This is a genomic window from Amycolatopsis sp. NPDC101161, assembly GCF_044768185.1.
Taxonomy (GTDB): domain Bacteria; phylum Actinomycetota; class Actinomycetes; order Mycobacteriales; family Pseudonocardiaceae; genus Amycolatopsis.
Map to the genome: position 1 here is coordinate 539,476 of NZ_JBIWPI010000003.1, position 13,967 is coordinate 553,442.

At 70.1% G+C, this 13,967-nt stretch carries 15 protein-coding genes; 8 read left to right on the plus strand and 7 right to left on the minus strand.

From position 1 onward, the window contains the following. The first annotated feature begins 292 nt into the window (after positions 1-292). From ACIRSS_RS24300 to ACIRSS_RS24315, 4 genes are all read left to right on the plus strand, one after another. Complete coding sequence (locus ACIRSS_RS24300) at positions 293-1,831, plus strand: LCP family protein (RefSeq protein WP_400898571.1); 1,539 nt, start codon at positions 293-295, stop codon at positions 1,829-1,831. A 23-nt stretch (positions 1,832-1,854) separates the two neighbouring features. Next, a complete protein-coding gene (locus ACIRSS_RS24305) occupies positions 1,855-2,565 on the plus strand; it encodes a DUF998 domain-containing protein (RefSeq protein WP_400898573.1) in 711 nt (236 codons plus the stop codon). A gap of 149 nt (positions 2,566-2,714) precedes the next feature. Then, a complete protein-coding gene (locus tag ACIRSS_RS24310; RefSeq protein ID WP_400898575.1) occupies positions 2,715-3,131 on the plus strand; it encodes a ribonuclease domain-containing protein in 417 nt (138 codons plus the stop codon). 171 nt (positions 3,132-3,302) lie between these two features. Continuing rightward, positions 3,303-3,464 (plus strand): hypothetical protein, encoded by a 162-nt coding sequence (locus tag ACIRSS_RS24315; RefSeq protein ID WP_400898577.1) that lies wholly within the window; start codon positions 3,303-3,305, stop codon positions 3,462-3,464. 218 nt (positions 3,465-3,682) lie between these two features. On the opposite strand, the gene ACIRSS_RS24320 is transcribed toward ACIRSS_RS24315, so the two are convergent. The 4 genes from ACIRSS_RS24320 to ACIRSS_RS24335 all read right to left on the minus strand — a co-directional run bounded on the left by ACIRSS_RS24320 (position 3,683) and on the right by ACIRSS_RS24335 (position 6,680). Further along, positions 3,683-4,306 (minus strand): transglycosylase SLT domain-containing protein, encoded by a 624-nt coding sequence (locus ACIRSS_RS24320; protein WP_400898579.1) that lies wholly within the window; start codon positions 4,304-4,306, stop codon positions 3,683-3,685. Between the two features lie 429 nt (positions 4,307-4,735). Beyond that, positions 4,736-5,125: a hypothetical protein gene (locus ACIRSS_RS24325; protein ID WP_400898581.1), complete on the minus strand. Its 390-nt coding sequence runs from the start codon at positions 5,123-5,125 to the stop codon at positions 4,736-4,738. 34 nt (positions 5,126-5,159) lie between these two features. After that, positions 5,160-5,993, minus strand: coding sequence for a S1 family peptidase (locus tag ACIRSS_RS24330; RefSeq protein WP_400898583.1), 834 nt, complete (start codon positions 5,991-5,993; stop codon positions 5,160-5,162). A gap of 141 nt (positions 5,994-6,134) precedes the next feature. Beyond that, positions 6,135-6,680 (minus strand): DUF3558 domain-containing protein, encoded by a 546-nt coding sequence (locus ACIRSS_RS24335; RefSeq protein ID WP_400898585.1) that lies wholly within the window; start codon positions 6,678-6,680, stop codon positions 6,135-6,137. Positions 6,681-6,922: 242 nt separating this feature from the next. On the opposite strand from ACIRSS_RS24335, the gene ACIRSS_RS24340 reads away from it, so the two are divergent. Both ACIRSS_RS24340 and ACIRSS_RS24345 read left to right on the plus strand, forming a co-directional pair. Next, complete coding sequence (locus tag ACIRSS_RS24340) at positions 6,923-7,894, plus strand: magnesium transporter CorA family protein (protein ID WP_400898587.1); 972 nt, start codon at positions 6,923-6,925, stop codon at positions 7,892-7,894. Between the two features lie 64 nt (positions 7,895-7,958). Further along, complete coding sequence (locus ACIRSS_RS24345) at positions 7,959-8,300, plus strand: Sec-independent protein translocase TatB (RefSeq protein ID WP_400898589.1); 342 nt, start codon at positions 7,959-7,961, stop codon at positions 8,298-8,300. A 58-nt stretch (positions 8,301-8,358) separates the two neighbouring features. Here the strand turns inward: ACIRSS_RS24345 and ACIRSS_RS24350 are convergent, their stop codons facing one another. Further along, on the minus strand, positions 8,359-9,150 hold the full coding sequence (locus ACIRSS_RS24350; RefSeq protein ID WP_400898591.1) for a class I SAM-dependent methyltransferase: 792 nt from the start codon (positions 9,148-9,150) through the stop codon (positions 8,359-8,361). 177 nt (positions 9,151-9,327) lie between these two features. On the opposite strand from ACIRSS_RS24350, the gene ACIRSS_RS24355 reads away from it, so the two are divergent. Both ACIRSS_RS24355 and ACIRSS_RS24360 read left to right on the plus strand, forming a co-directional pair. Further along, positions 9,328-10,272: a trypsin-like peptidase domain-containing protein gene (locus tag ACIRSS_RS24355; protein ID WP_400898593.1), complete on the plus strand. Its 945-nt coding sequence runs from the start codon at positions 9,328-9,330 to the stop codon at positions 10,270-10,272. 109 nt (positions 10,273-10,381) lie between these two features. Then, a complete protein-coding gene (locus ACIRSS_RS24360; protein ID WP_400898595.1) occupies positions 10,382-11,992 on the plus strand; it encodes a fibronectin type III domain-containing protein in 1,611 nt (536 codons plus the stop codon). Positions 11,993-12,170: 178 nt separating this feature from the next. Here the strand turns inward: ACIRSS_RS24360 and ACIRSS_RS24365 are convergent, their stop codons facing one another. Next, positions 12,171-12,908: a MerR family transcriptional regulator gene (locus ACIRSS_RS24365; protein WP_400898597.1), complete on the minus strand. Its 738-nt coding sequence runs from the start codon at positions 12,906-12,908 to the stop codon at positions 12,171-12,173. A gap of 41 nt (positions 12,909-12,949) precedes the next feature. Beyond that, the gene (locus ACIRSS_RS24370; RefSeq protein WP_400898599.1) at positions 12,950-13,885 is read right to left on the minus strand and encodes an alpha/beta fold hydrolase; all 936 of its coding nucleotides are present in this window, start codon (positions 13,883-13,885) and stop codon (positions 12,950-12,952) included. Between the last annotated feature and the right edge of the window lie 82 nt (positions 13,886-13,967).

A 13,967-nucleotide genomic window follows, 5' to 3' on the forward strand; every position in this document is an offset into this window, starting at 1 on the left:
CAGTGTCCTTTCCGGACTTCGGTTCCCGCAACTCACGGTCCCCTCACTCATCAAAACCTCAGCATCTTCCCGGTACGGTCGCGACGCGCCGCACGCGGCACGGGTCCCTGGGCAGGGGCGCCGCGCGCGGCGCACCGATGAGTGCCGGCCGGGCGGAGGTGGGCTCCGGGGACGGTGATGGGGGTGGAGAGTGGATCACGAGCAGCGTCGAACGCCGCCCGTTCCGCCCGCCCGTCGTCGCCCCGCTCGGCCACGGCCGGCCGCCGGACCTCCCTCAGCGGCCGAGCATCGCGTGGACCGGGAAGCTCGCACGGTCCGCACCGCTCCCGTGTCCGCGGCCGCGGCCCGCCGTCGGCGGCGTCCGGCCTGGGTCGCGGGCCGGGTCGCGGTCGGGCTGGCGTCGTTGCTGGTGCTGACCGGCACCGGGGTGGCCTCGACGATGTTGACCAGCCTCGTCGACGGCCTGAACACCTCCGACGCGCTGGGGACGGACGGGCCGAAATCCACCGGCCAGGATCAGAACATCCTGTTGATCGGCCTGGATTCGCGCAAGGACCAGGACGGCAACCAGCTGCCGAAGGAAATCCTGGACCAGCTGCACGCCGGCGACGGCACCGAGGGCGGCTACAACACCAACACGCTGATCCTCATGCACATCCCCGGCGACGGCGGCAAGGTCTCGGCGGTCTCGATCCCGCGCGACGACTACGTCCCGGTGCAGGGCCTTCCCGGCTACACCCACGCGAAGATCAAAGAGGCCTACGGGCTGGCGAAGTTCTACGCCGAGCAGGACCTGGCCAAGCAAGGCGTCACCGACAAGGCGGAGCTGGAGCACAAAGGCCGCGAAGCCGGCCGGAAGAAGACGCTCGAGACCGTCCGGAACTTCCTGGACGTGCCGATCGACCGGTTCGCCGAGATCAACCTCGCCGGGTTCTTCGACCTGGCCACCGCACTCGGCGGGATCGAGGTGTGTCTCAACCACGCCGTCAAGGACAGCTACTCGGGCGCGGACTTCCCGGCCGGGCACCAGACGCTCAACGGGTCGCAGGCGCTGTCGTTCGTGCGGCAGCGGCACGGCCTCGACAACGGCGACCTCGATCGCACCCACCGCCAGCAGGCGTTCATCGCCTCCGCGGCGCACAAGCTGCGCAGCGCGGGCACCTTCACCGACCTCGGCAAGCTGCAGGACCTGATCGACACGGCGAAGAAGGACGTGGTGATCTCCGCCGGGTGGGACATCCTGTCCTTCGCGCAGCAGGCGAAGAACCTCACCGGCGGCAATCTCGAGTTCACCACGCTGCCGATCGCCGGGTACGAGAAGGTCAACGGGCAGGACGTGAACAAGGTCGACACCGAACAGGTGCGGGCCGCCGTGCGCACCGCGTTCGGCATCGCCGCCCCGCCACCGGCGACGCCGCAGGTGAAGGCGTCGGCCACGATCGACGTCCGCAACACCACCGGCAAGACCGGCCTCGCCGCGGCCGTGACCCAGGCGTTGACGCCCTACGGGTTCCGCGCCGGCGAGCGGACCACTACCGCTCCCGCCGCATCGGCTGTCGCCTACGGCGCGGGCGCGCAGGATGACGCCGCCGCGGCGGCGTCACTGCTGGGCGGGCTGCCGGTCGCGGCCGACAGCCATCTGCCGAAGGGACACGTCCGGATCACCCTCGGCACCGGCTTCGCCCTGCCGGCCACGCTCGGCCCGCACGGCGCCGACGCCCCATCCGGCGTCTCCGCCTCAGCCTCGACGCCGGCCGGGCCGGAACCTCCTCCGGCTGCCGGGCCGCAGGGCGGCACGGTCGACGGCAGCGGCGTCCCCTGCGTCAACTGAGCGTTCACGAGGAGCCCCGAGCCGTGTCCTTGCCCGTACCGTCGTCGACTTTTCCCGCCCTGCTCGCCGGGCGCCGCTGCCGGGTGGGGTTGGTGACCGCGCAGGTCGTGTTCGCCGTCGCGGGCGGGCTGCTGGCGGTGTTGCACGTGGACCCCCGGTGGGGACCGATCAACCCCATGACCGGGATGTTGTCGGACTACGCGTGGTGCCCTGGCTGGTGGATGTGGGATACGGCGCTGGTGCTGATCGCCGCCGGGTCGGCCGTGGTGCTGGCGGTGCTGCACCGCCGCCGGGTGCTGGTGGGCCGGCCGGCGGTGTCGGCGATGGTGGTGTGGTGCCTGAGCGTGCTGGCGGTCGCGGTGTTCAGCAAGGATCCTCAGGGCGGCGCGGTCACCGCGACCGGCAAGGCCCACCTGGGTGCCACCGCGATCTCGTGCGTGAGCCTGCCGCTGGCGGGCTGGCTGCTGGGGCGCCGCCACCGCCACGAGCCGAGCTGGCGGCGGTCGGCGGCGTGGTCGCGGCGCCTGGCGCTGGCCACGATCCCGTTCTTCCTGCCGTTCATCGTTCCGTTCACCGCCGACGTCGTGCTCGGCGGGCACTTGCCGACCGTGGCGACCGGGTTGGTGGAACGGGCGATGGCGGCCCTCGAGCTGGCCTTGCTGGTCGTGCTCGCCCGCTGGGTCCGTCCCGCAACGGCCGGCGATGCCTTGGACTCGCCGCCGTCGGCAACCTGAGCGGCACTCCGCCTGGGTGGTTTGTGGTTCTTGCCGGAGTTCCTACTGAAGTTCATTCACATTTGGCGATGATTTTCCTAGTCTGCGGGAGATCGAAAAGTCACCATCATCGAGGTTTCTTTCATCGGTAGCTCGGGCAAGGAGGACTTGTGCGGAATCGGTTGCGTTCTCGGCGGTCGTGGGCGATGCGGCTCGGCGTGCTGGCCGGTGTCATCGCGTCGACGGCGGGCATTTCCTCGGCCACCACAACGGCGATGGCTTCCACGTACGACTCGTGCACCATCTCGGGATGCTCCGCCGCGAGGTCGGCGAATTCGATCTGGCAGTCCGATGGCTACCCGGGCAGCCGAGGGTGGTACGACTGGCCGAACGGGCAGTGCAACTTCGCCGGCGGCACCTATTACAACAACGACGGGCAGCTGCCCGGCGGAGACTCGTTCCAGGAGTACGACGTCTACCCGCGGACGTGCGGTGCGCACCGGGACGCCTACCGGATCGTGGTCGACCTCGACACCGGCGAGGTCTGGTACTCGCCCGACCACTACAGCGACTTCTACCACCTGTAACGATTTCCGGTTCGTTTCCCGGAAAATCCGCAGGCCGAGCGGTGAACGCTCGGCCTGCGTCCGTGGTGTTTCCTGTGAAGACGCTGAGAACGTGTCCACCGTGCCGAGCGTGAAGTGCCGGACGGTGGGTACACATCGTTTCGTTCGAAGTCGGCGTCGAAAGGAGCGGTCATGGGGTTGCTGATCGGGTTGCTGGTCGTCTGGGCGGTACTGGCAGTGCTCGGAATCGTGATCAAGGGACTGTTCTGGCTGGTCATCGTGGGTGCGATCCTGTTCGTCGCGACGGGGGTGATCGGTATCGTCAAGCGCGGCGCCCTGAGCGCCCGCCGATGAGGCGACGCCTGCCAACTGCACGCTGCCGGCGAGACACCAGGCCACTGGAGTCCCCGAACCGGGGGGCTTGCGGTCGGGCGACATCGTGACCGAGTTCCGTTCGGCGAACAGCTGGAACAGCAGCTCCGCGCCGCGCTGGTCCGGATACCCGAGTTCGTCGAGGCGGAGCAGGTAGCCCTTGCTGTAGCGGGGCCTGCTCCGCTCCAGGCGGCGGCGGGTCAGCGCTTTCCCACCGCCGCACCGGCTTTCGGCCAGTTCGCGCGCAGGTTCTCCAGGTAGGTCCGGGCCTGCGCGCCGGGCTTGGTCCCGCGGGCGAACGCCATCATGTTCCCGGGCCCGGCGTTGTAGCCGAGGGCGAGCAGTTCGCCGGTGGTGTACTCGCCGCTGTGCTTCGCGGGCAGCCGGGCGGCCAGGTCGTGCAGGTACCAGGCTTCGGCCTGGATGGCCAGATCCGGGTCGTCGGGCAGCTCCGTCCACTGCTGGGACGCGAACGGCCGGCCGCGGCGGGTCTCCTCGAACGTCGCGCGGTGCATGTTCGCCACCCCGAACGCCGCGTCCGGCTTCAGGTTCTGCCACGCCCGCTCGAGCTCGGGATCGTGCGGTTTGTAGTCCTCGTTGTAGAGGATCGCCAGCACCAGCTGCGGGTCGACGCCCGCTTCGCGGGCCCGCGCGGTGACCTGCGGAGCGAATTTCGCCGGGTCGGGGTTCCCGGCCGACTGGCTCGGCGGCGGTGCGGCCGGGGTGGGCGACGTCGAGGCCGGCGGGCCGGTGGGAGCTGCCGCGCACCCGACCGGCGCCAAGGCCAGCACGCAAGCGACCGCGAGCACCCGATCCAGCCGCATGGACCCCGCCTTTCCCCGGTTCGGCAACCACGATAGCCGGTCCGGAGCCCGCCACCCACGCACGGCTCCGCGGCGCCGGTCGACCGGCCGGCTCCGCGCCCCGGGGGCGGAACCCTGAGTGTCCGAAGAGGACAGTGCAGGGCCGCGGCGACGGGCAGCCGGCGCGGAAGCGTGCGACACCACGGTCGATCCGCTCTTTCAGGGCAGCCATCGGGGATATCCCCGATGGCCGAAGGGTTTCCGCGTAGGAGACTAGGTCCGTAATCGACTGGGGGAGATGTTCATGCGAGGCAAGCGGTTCGCAGCCGTGTTCGCGGTGACCGTGGTGATGGTGTCGGGGGTCTGCGTATCGTCGGCGGCCGGCGTCCGGTTCGGTGGCGCCCCGCAGCCGGCCGGCCCGGGTGCCGGGAGCGCGGTGAACCTGGTCGACTACACCGACAACGACGGGGCGGCGTCGACGGTGATCCTCACCGGCGGGATCGGGGACTTCGGCGCGGCGGTGAGCGTGGATGCGAACGGCGCGGTCAACCCGAACCACGACAGCGACCTCCTGCTGGCCCTGTCGCAAGGTTCGTTCCGCCTCGACGTCGCCGAGCTGGACCGTGCGGTCGCGGCCGTGATGAGCACGTTCCCGCCGGACCGCCGCAGCTGCTCGGGTACCGTGCGCGCGACCGCGCCGGTGCCGATCGTGGCGGGCTCGGGCACCGGCGCGTACCGGGCGATCCGGGGCGCCTTCACGCTGACCGTCACGGTCGCCGAAGTCGACGCGAAGGCGAATTGCGGGCCGGGCAGCGCTTTTCTCGACCAGGTCGTCGTCACGGCCGGGCCGGGAACCGTGACCTCGGCGTGGGGATCAGGCGAGGCCGACGCCGTAGGCGTTCAGCGCCGCGGTGACCGGCTGGAAGTAGTCGGTGGTGCTGTCGCCGCCGGACACGGTGCCCAGCGCGGTGCTGCCGTCGAACAGGGCGCCGCCGCTGTCGCCGTGGTCGGAGTAGACGTCCGTTTCGATGAGGCCGTAGACGACGTCGCCGTTGCCGTAGTTGACGGTCTGGTCGAGCGCGGTGACCGTGCCGCAGGTCAGTCCGGTCGTGCGGCCGCTCTTGCAGACCTGTTCGCCGACGTAGGCGTCGCCGGCCTGGGTGATCGGCTGGGTGGTGCCGTCGTAGAGGTCGACCGCGCCGGGGCCGTCGCCGGAGTCGTTGCGGATCAGGCCGTAGTCGGTACCCGGGAAGCTGGAGTCGACCGAGGGGCCGATGCCCTGCCAGGACGGGCCGCCCTGGGTGCAGTGGCCGGCGGTGATGATGTACTGCTGGCCGCCGCTGGTGACGTTGAACCCGGCCGAGCAGATGATCGAGCCGGTGCTGATCTCGTCGCCGTCGTAGACCTGGGTCGTCAGGGGTTTGGCGGTGTGCTTGACGCGCACGGCCGAGCCGAGGGACGCGATCGCCGAGCGCAGCCCGGCCATCCCGGCGCCGTGCGCGGCGTCGGAGATCGTGACGACGACCTGGTGCGTGGCGGGGTCGATGCCCCACGCGGTGTTGGGCACGTCGTGCACGCGGTCGAGCGTCGCCTTCGCCGACGCCAGGGCCGCCGCGGTCGGGGCCGCCGAAGCGGGCACCGCCAGTGCGAGCACCGAGGCCGTGGTGATCCCGGCGGTGAGCAGGATTCTGGGCAGGGACGTGATCATGAGGCACTCCCAGGGAAAACCGGTACGGGGACGCCCAAAGAGTCCCCGCACACGCGCCTTGGTCACCACCTACTTCGGTAGGGAGATGTCGGTGAATTACCCTCTGTTAACCGACCTGGTGGCGTTCTCCCGGCCGACGGATCAGGGCGCGCGGTGGCCTTGGTAGCCGACGATGGCTCCGGCGAAGGTGTCCGCTTCGGTGCACGGATCGCCGTAGGCGTTGAGCTTGGTGTCCCGGGCGTCGGTGACGACGTCGAGAACCACGCTGTCGGTCACGCCGACGACGACGCGGCAGTGCCCGGCGGCGGTCTCGACGTGCACGGCCGGGTAGCTGTGCACCGTCGTCACGTCGAACACCGGGAACGAGGTCCGGCGGCGGTAGACGTCGTCGAGACCGCCCGCTCCGACCGACGCCCGGTAGGTCAGGGCCGAGGTGTCGGACGGGGTCCAGGAGCACGTCGGACCGTCGATGCCGGCGGACGCGGTGCCGGGCCGGGTGACGAAGAAGCGGGTCAGCTGAGCGGCGGGCAGCAGCGTGCAGGGGTCGCGTGCGTACGCGCTCAGGTCCAGCGGGTCGCCGGGAATCGGCGGCGACAACCGCGCGGGTGGCGCCGCGGCCGAACAAGCGGTCATCAGCGCGGCCGCTGCCAGGACTGCGAACCCGGCCGGACACGACGACCTGGACACGACCGGCCCTCCTCGGGTGAGTGAAGCTTCTCGCGAAGATAGCCACTCGCCCCTGGCAAGACGCTGAGGACGCCTAGAGGGCCGAACCGGACCGCGCTCAGCGTCCTCACAGCGGTTTTCGGAAAGGGTGCGACGAAACCCCTAGGCGTACCCCGGAGTTGACGACGTGCCGATCACCACGACAGATCCCCTGATTTCGCCCGATCGAGACCGCGCGGTGGGCCGCTGATCGGCGGACGGTCATGGCACACACCCGCGTCTACCGCAACGGCGTGCTCGAAGCCGAAGGCTTCCCGGTCGCGGCGGTCTCCGACCACCTCGCCGACCCCGCGGCCACCGTCTGGCTGGACTTCTGCGCCCCGACCGAAGCCGATCTCGCGGCGATCAGCGAAGAGCTCGGCCTGCACCCGCTCGCGGTCGAGGACGCCGTGCACGAGCACCAGCGGGCCAAGCTCGACCGCTACGACTCCCACGCGTTCCTGACCGTCTATTCCGCGAAGCTGGACGACGCCACCGGCACCCTCGTCGTCTCCGAACTGGCGGCGTTCATCACCGGCCAGGCTCTGGTCACCGTGCGCAAGGACGAGAACTTCGCGATCGACGCCGTGGTCGCGCGGTGGGACTCGGCGGGGGAACTGGCCAAGAACGGCGTCGGCTTCCTGCTGCACGGGCTGCTGGACTACGTCGTCGACGGTCACTTCGAGGTCGTGCAGTCCCTCGACGAGCAGATCGAGCACCTCGAAGATCTCGTGTTCGACGAGCGGCCGCGGTACACGGACATGCAACGGCGCTCCTTCGCCCTGCGCAAGAGCCTGGTCCAGGTGCGCCGGGTCGTGCTGCCGATGCGGGAGGTCGTCAACGCGATCATGCGCCGCGACCTGCGCGTCGTCGACGGTGAGATGCAGCCGTACTTCCAGGACGTCTACGACCACGTGCTGCGTGCCTCGGAGTGGACCGAGTCGCTGCGCGACCTGGTCACCACGATCCGCGAAACCCAGCTCAACATCCAGGGCAACCGGCTCAACACGATCATGAAGAAGGTCACCAGCTGGGCGGCGATCATCGCCATCCCGACCGCGGTCACGGGGTTCTACGGGCAGAACGTGCCCTACCCCGGGTTCCAGACGACCGCCGGGTTCTGGACTTCCACGCTGGTGATCCTCGTGCTTTCCGCCGGCCTGTACGTCTCGTTCAAGAAACGAGACTGGCTGTGAGCCAGGAAGGCTCCGGTTCGCCGTTCTCAGCGTCCGCAAAGCGAGCGACGGGTACGTTCTCACGGTGTTTGGTCTCAGCCTGGAGCACCTGGTCATCCTGCTCGCGGCGGCGTTGTTCATCCTCGGACCCGAGCGGTTGCCCGGTGCGGTGAGCCAGGCGGCCCGCGCGGTGCGCCGTGCCCGCGAGTTCGCCACCGGCGCCCAGCAGCAGCTGGAGGCCGAGCTGGGCCCGGAGTTCCAGCAGCTGCGCAAGCCACTGCAGGACCTGCAATCGCTGCGCGAATTCGATCCCCGGACAGCCCTGCGGCGCCACCTCATCGACGACGACCCGCCGACGGCTCCGGCGATCCCGAGCGCCGGGCTGCGCCCGGGGGAGCGCCCGCCGATCGATTCCGACGCCACCTGAGCCCGGTCAGCCGACGCGGGGAACACCGCTGCCATCGACCGGCTCCGGTGGGTGTCGGCTACCCGGTGATGCGGACGATGACCTGCTCGTTGGCGTAGGAGTATCCCGCGTACTCGATGGACACGCCGGTGCGCTCCACGTATTCCCGCAATGCCCGGTACTCGTGGTCTTGCCAGCCCTGGAAGTTGAAGAACTCGTCGAACACGAGCACGGAGCCCGGCCGCAGGCGAGGGCCGACGAGGTCCAGCACGGTCTTCGCGGAGCTGTAGAGGTCCGCGTCGACGTGGACGAAGTCGACCGGTTCGGGATGGCGGGCGAGAAAGCCGGGGAGCGTGTCGTCGAACCAGCCGACGACCAGTTCGGCCCCGGCGACGTCGGGGAGGCCGTCGACGGTGAAGCTGCCGGCCGGGAAGTCGATGCGCCAGTCTTCGGGCAGGCCTTGGAAGGAGTCGAAGCCGTAGACGCCGCCGGAGGTCCGGGCGGCGGCGATGATCTTCAGGGTCGTACCGGTGTAGACGCCGAACTCGAGAGCCATGCCGCCGGTGGGAGCCAGGGAAAGAGCGTGTTCCAGAGTCCGGTGTGGATCGTCGAACCGCGGTGCGTGGGGCATGTGGGCGCGGACGAATTCGGCTGATTCCCGGGTGGCTTGCTGGTCGGCGGCGTACACGATGTCGCGTCGCGTGCGGATTTCGAACTCGATGAGCCGGTCGTAGATCCGCCGGGTTTCGGCCCGCAGCTCGGCTATTTGCCGTTCCTGCTGTGCCAGCAGCGGTTCGACGGCCTCCGTCATCGTGCTCTTCAGCCGTTCCCGGATCGGTCGCAGCAGCCGGTGCCGCCAGGACGCATGCATGGGGATGGGGTTCCTCTCGTCACCGAAGGTGGGGATTGTAAGCCGTACGTCGACGTGTGACGAGGCATTCGACCGTGGAGATTTTCGTATCTGCTCAGCGTTCTCTCAGGATGGACAATTCCCGCCGTGCCGCGCATCAGTATGCTGTCCGGCAGGTGGCGGAAAGGGTGCGGGGGAATGGTCTGGGTTCGGTTGTTGCCGCTGCTGGCGCTGTTCGCGACCGTGGCCTTCGCCGCGACTGCGTCCGTGGCCGCCGAGGACACGGACGGAGCGATCGCGGTGGCGCGATCGGCCTCGCCGGCGCCACCGGCTACCGAACACGACTGGCCGAGCCGCAGGGTTCCTGCTCCTGCGCCGGAGCCACGCGCCACGGCCGTCATGGCACCGCCGCCAGACGCCGGACCGTCTTCCACCGTCGTCCCCGGTCACACCGATGTCCCAGCCCGGCCGGTGGTGTCCGAAGGTGCCCGTGCGCACGTGGTGGACCCCGGTAGCCGGCTTGCCGTCGGTGCGTTGTTTTCGGGCGACGGTCACTACTGTTCGGCCAGTGTGGTGGACAGTCCGAAGGGGAACCTGGTGCTGACGGCTGCGCATTGCGTCCACGACGGCGCCGGTGGGGGTGCCTACACGAACGTGACGTTCGAACCCGGCTACCACGATGGGACAGCGCCGTTCGGTGTCTGGGCCGTCTCGCAGATCTTCGTCGCTCCCGGCTGGGAAGCCACTTCGGACCCCGACCTCGACTTCGCCTTCCTCACCGTTCATCAGGAAGGCAACCCCGTCCCACTCGAGAGTCTCACCGGAGCCAACCGACTGGGCTCCGACCGCGGCTACACCAACACGGTCGCGGTCACGGGCTACCCGGACTCCGCCGACGCGCCGGTGACCTGCCTGGGCGCCACGACTCAGCAAGGTGCGAACCAGATGCAGATTTCGTGCCCCGGGTTACCGGAGGGAACCAGCGGCAGCCCGTGGGTCCTCGACGTCGACCCGGCGACGAACCTCGGCACGGTCATCGGGGTCGTCGGCGGTTTCGAGGCCGGCGGTGACGATGATGTGTCCTACAGCAGCTACTTCGACGCCGACATCGAAGCACTTTACCGAGCGAGTGTCACCGGATAGCGGATCACGGTTCGCCGAGGCGCTCACCGGGTCCGGCGCCATCGTTTCGTTCTGCGCCGTTCACCGGAGCGTGGTTTGCGAGGGGCCGCCGATCGGCGAGTGTGTCGGGATGAACGACGACGAAAAGATCTTCGCCCGCCACTTCGGCCGCCGTGGCTTCCTCGCCGCGGCCGGCGCCGCGGGAATCGCCTTCGCGGCGGGACCGCTCGCCGGGACGGCGGACGCTCAACCCACCACAAAGGACATTCCGGACGCATCCGGCGGCGACGCCGCGAAGAGACCTCCCGTCGAAGGATTGCACCTGCAGTTCGGCGCGGACGCCGCGAGCGAGGTCGTGGTGTCCTGGCACGCACTGCAGCCGGCCCGCGACCCGCGTGTGCTCGTTGGGCGTCCCGACGGCCGTTACGAGAGGAGCGTCCCGGCGAAGACCGTCAGCTACACCGACGCGAAGTCGGGCCAGGTCGTGTACGCGTTCCACGCCTCACTGCGAGGACTCCACCCGAACAGCGACTACGTCTACGCGGCGCTGCACGACGGCGCGGAGCCCGTGCTCGCGACCTTCCGGACCGCTCCGCGGGGCCGGGCGGCGTTCACCTTCACCAGCTTCGGCGACCAAGGCACCCCGACGCTCGGCAAGCGCTACGTCCCTCCGGCCGGGGTCACCCTGCCGAACCCGCCGCTGGTCAACGACAACCTCGGTTCGCCGGCGGCCGGTGACACCACCGCAGGCGTCGAACGGGTGCAGCCGCTGTTCCACCTGTTCAACGGTGACCTGTGCTACGCCAACCTGGCCACCGACCGGGTCCGCACCTGGTGGGACTTCTGGACGAACAACAGCCGCAGCGCGCGCAACCGGCCGTGGATGCCCGCCGCGGGCAACCACGAAAACGAGCTGGGCAACGGCCCGATCGGCTACGCCGCCTATCAGACGTACTTCTCGGTGCCGCCCGCCTCCGGCCAGACCGACGTCACGCGCGGCCTGTGGTACTCGTTCACCGTGGGTTCGGTGCGGGTGATCAGCCTGGCCAACGACGACATCTGCTACCAGGACGGCGGCAACTCCTACGTGCGGGGCTATTCCCGGGGCGCGCAGAAGGCGTGGCTGGAGACGGAGCTCGCGGCCGCGCGCGCCGATCGCGACGTCGACTGGGTGGTGGTGTGCATGCACCAGGTCGCGATCAGCACCGCCGACCAGTTCAACGGTGCCGACCTGGGGATCCGCGAGGAATGGGTGCCGCTGTTCGACCGCTACGGCGTCGACCTGGTGGTGTGCGGGCACGAACACCACTACGAACGCTCCCACCCGATCCGCGGGGCGGCGGCCACCGCGACCCGCACCCCGGTGCCGGCGGCCACCCGGACCGACGTCGTCGACACCAGCAAGGGCACCGTCCACATGGTCCTCGGCGGCGGCGGCACGTCGGCGCCGTCGAACCAGCTGTTCTTCACCCCGCCGCGCTGCCGGGTGATCACCGCGGTCGGCGCACCCGACCCGGCGACCGGCAAGCGGCCGCCCGTCTACGTCACCGAGAACGCTCCGTGGTCCGCGGTTCGCGACGCCGCCAACTCGTACGGCTTCGCGGCGTTCACCGTCGATCCCGGCACCCGCTCCGGCGGCCTGACGACGATGCGGGTGACCTACTACGACGTCGTCGGCACCGGCGGCGCGCTCAAGCCGTTCGAGACCTTCACCCTCCAGCGCCCTCGCTCGGACGCCTGACGGCCACGCTCCGCCGGCGCCACGCGCGCCCACGACGCGCGTGCCGCCGGCGGAACGATCCCGTCGGCGCGCCCGGACCCGCCGGCGGGTGGACGAGCACCGAGGGGAGGGCGGGGGCGGCCAGGACCGTCGGGACGTTCCGGCCGGAGTAGGCGAGCGCCAGGCCAGGGCGTCGGCGTCAGCTGTGGGGCGCAGTGGTTCGGCGCTGCCGGGCCCGGTCGGTGAGCACACCGAGGATCCGTCGCCAAGCCGGTGACGCTTCGGCCACCCGAACGGATACCAGCGACATGGTCCCTTGCTGTCCGCTTTCCGCTTCCTGCTCGATCTGCCAGGCGTCCAGCTCGTCGACGAGCCGGTCCACGCGCGGATCGAGCGGATCCCAGTCGATCGACTGATCACAGAGGAGGTACTGGTGCGTCTTCGCCGGGTCGTCGAACCTGGCGTTCCTGTCCTGTATCCACTGCGGCATGGCGCACGGGTCGAGTGCCTGCATCAGGATCCACGTGTCCCGCTCGAGCCGCACCGTCCGCTCGCTGACCCCGAGCTCGCGCATCCGGTCCAGGATCGCGACGACCTCGGGCGGCAGCACCAGCCCGTCGCCGCCGGCCAGCGCGGCGATCCGACGCCGGTGCTCGGTGAGCTGGTCGACCTTGCGCCGCAGTTCGGCGTCGATGTCGGCGATGGCCGCGGCGAACTCGGCCGGCTGGGCGTGCAGCACCGCGTCGATGCGAGCCAGGGGCACACCGGCCTCGGCAAGGGTCCTGATCCGGATGAGGTCGACCGCCGCCTGCGCGCTGTAGCGGCGGTAGCCGGAGGCATCGCGTTCGGGCTCGGGCAACAGGCCGATGTGGTGGTAGTGGCGGACGGTGCGCACGGTCACGCCGGCGGTCGCCGCGAGCTGGCCGATCGTGAGCACCGGCTACCTCCGCTCTTCGGAAAGGCGCTCTTCGAAAAGAGCTAGGCGCGACCCACCCGGTCCACGACATCGCGGATCGCTTCGACCACGATATCGGGGCGCGCGAAGCAAAGCTGGCTGTGGCCGATGCCGGGCACGACCCGCCGCTCCCCGTGCGAGACCCCGCTCACCAGGGCCTCGACCATCTTCCTGCGGCCTTCGGCGATCTCGCGCAGGGTCTGCTCCGAGACACCCTGCCGCGTCTCCTCCGACGTCAGCGCCCGCTGAGCCGGGTCGACCCCCTCCGTGGTGAGGGCGATCAGCGGGACGTCGGGCAGGTCCGGCCCGGCCCGCAGTTCGTCGGCGAGGGCGACCAGGTTGCCACGCTCGGCGAAGCCGCCCAGGAGCCAGTTGTCACTCACGTGGGCCTCGATGAGCGACGGCCGCAGGTGCTCCGGGTGGTGCCCCAGCAGCTCGGCGTACATCCGGCGCAAGTCCGGGCGCTGCCGCCGGATCCACGCCAGGTCCGGTGCCATCCGCTCGCCCGCGGCCAGGCCCGCCTCGGCGGGCATGAACTCGTCCCAGTCCCGGTGGAAGGCGTCCAGCCAGACCAACCCGGCCATCTCCGGCGCGTACAGCTGGGTGAATCGATGCGCGTAGGCGCCGCCGAGGGAGTGCGCGACCAGAACGTACGGGCCGGCGATGGCCTGGTCGTGCAGCAGCTCGTGCAGTTCCGTGGCGACCGCGGCGGCGGTGCGCGGCAGCGGGACCGGGTCGCTGTAGCCGGTTCCGCCTCGGTCGTACACCACGGCGGTGGTGAACCGCGCTACCCGCTGGTGGACGAGGAAGTAGTCCAGGCCGACCATGCCGGCGCCCGGCAGGACGACGACAGCCGGGCCGCCATCACCCGACCGGTGCACGAAAACGCGGCGGCCGTGGATCTGCTGGAAATCGCCGATCGGCGGAATGAGGGCCGAAGAAAGGGTGCTGTCCGTCATGCCACCAGGCTCCAACCCTGACGCACGGTCAGGGTCAACCCCTTCCGAACGGAAGTTCACCGCGACACGCGCTCCACGAATT

Excerpts from the sequence above, each read along its gene's own strand:
- ACIRSS_RS24315 (WP_400898577.1), top strand. The coding sequence starts at position 3,303 with ATGGGGTTGCTGATCGGGTTGCTGGTCGTCTGGGCGGTACTGGCAGTG.
- ACIRSS_RS24320 (WP_400898579.1), bottom strand. The coding sequence starts at position 4,306 with ATGCGGCTGGATCGGGTGCTCGCGGTCGCTTGCGTGCTGGCCTTGGCG.
- ACIRSS_RS24330 (WP_400898583.1), bottom strand. The coding sequence starts at position 5,993 with ATGATCACGTCCCTGCCCAGAATCCTGCTCACCGCCGGGATCACCACG.
- ACIRSS_RS24340 (WP_400898587.1), top strand. The coding sequence starts at position 6,923 with ATGGCACACACCCGCGTCTACCGCAACGGCGTGCTCGAAGCCGAAGGC.
- ACIRSS_RS24350 (WP_400898591.1), bottom strand. The coding sequence starts at position 9,150 with ATGCATGCGTCCTGGCGGCACCGGCTGCTGCGACCGATCCGGGAACGG.
- ACIRSS_RS24355 (WP_400898593.1), top strand. The coding sequence starts at position 9,328 with ATGGTCTGGGTTCGGTTGTTGCCGCTGCTGGCGCTGTTCGCGACCGTG.
- ACIRSS_RS24360 (WP_400898595.1), top strand. The coding sequence starts at position 10,382 with ATGAACGACGACGAAAAGATCTTCGCCCGCCACTTCGGCCGCCGTGGC.
- ACIRSS_RS24370 (WP_400898599.1), bottom strand. The coding sequence starts at position 13,885 with ATGACGGACAGCACCCTTTCTTCGGCCCTCATTCCGCCGATCGGCGAT.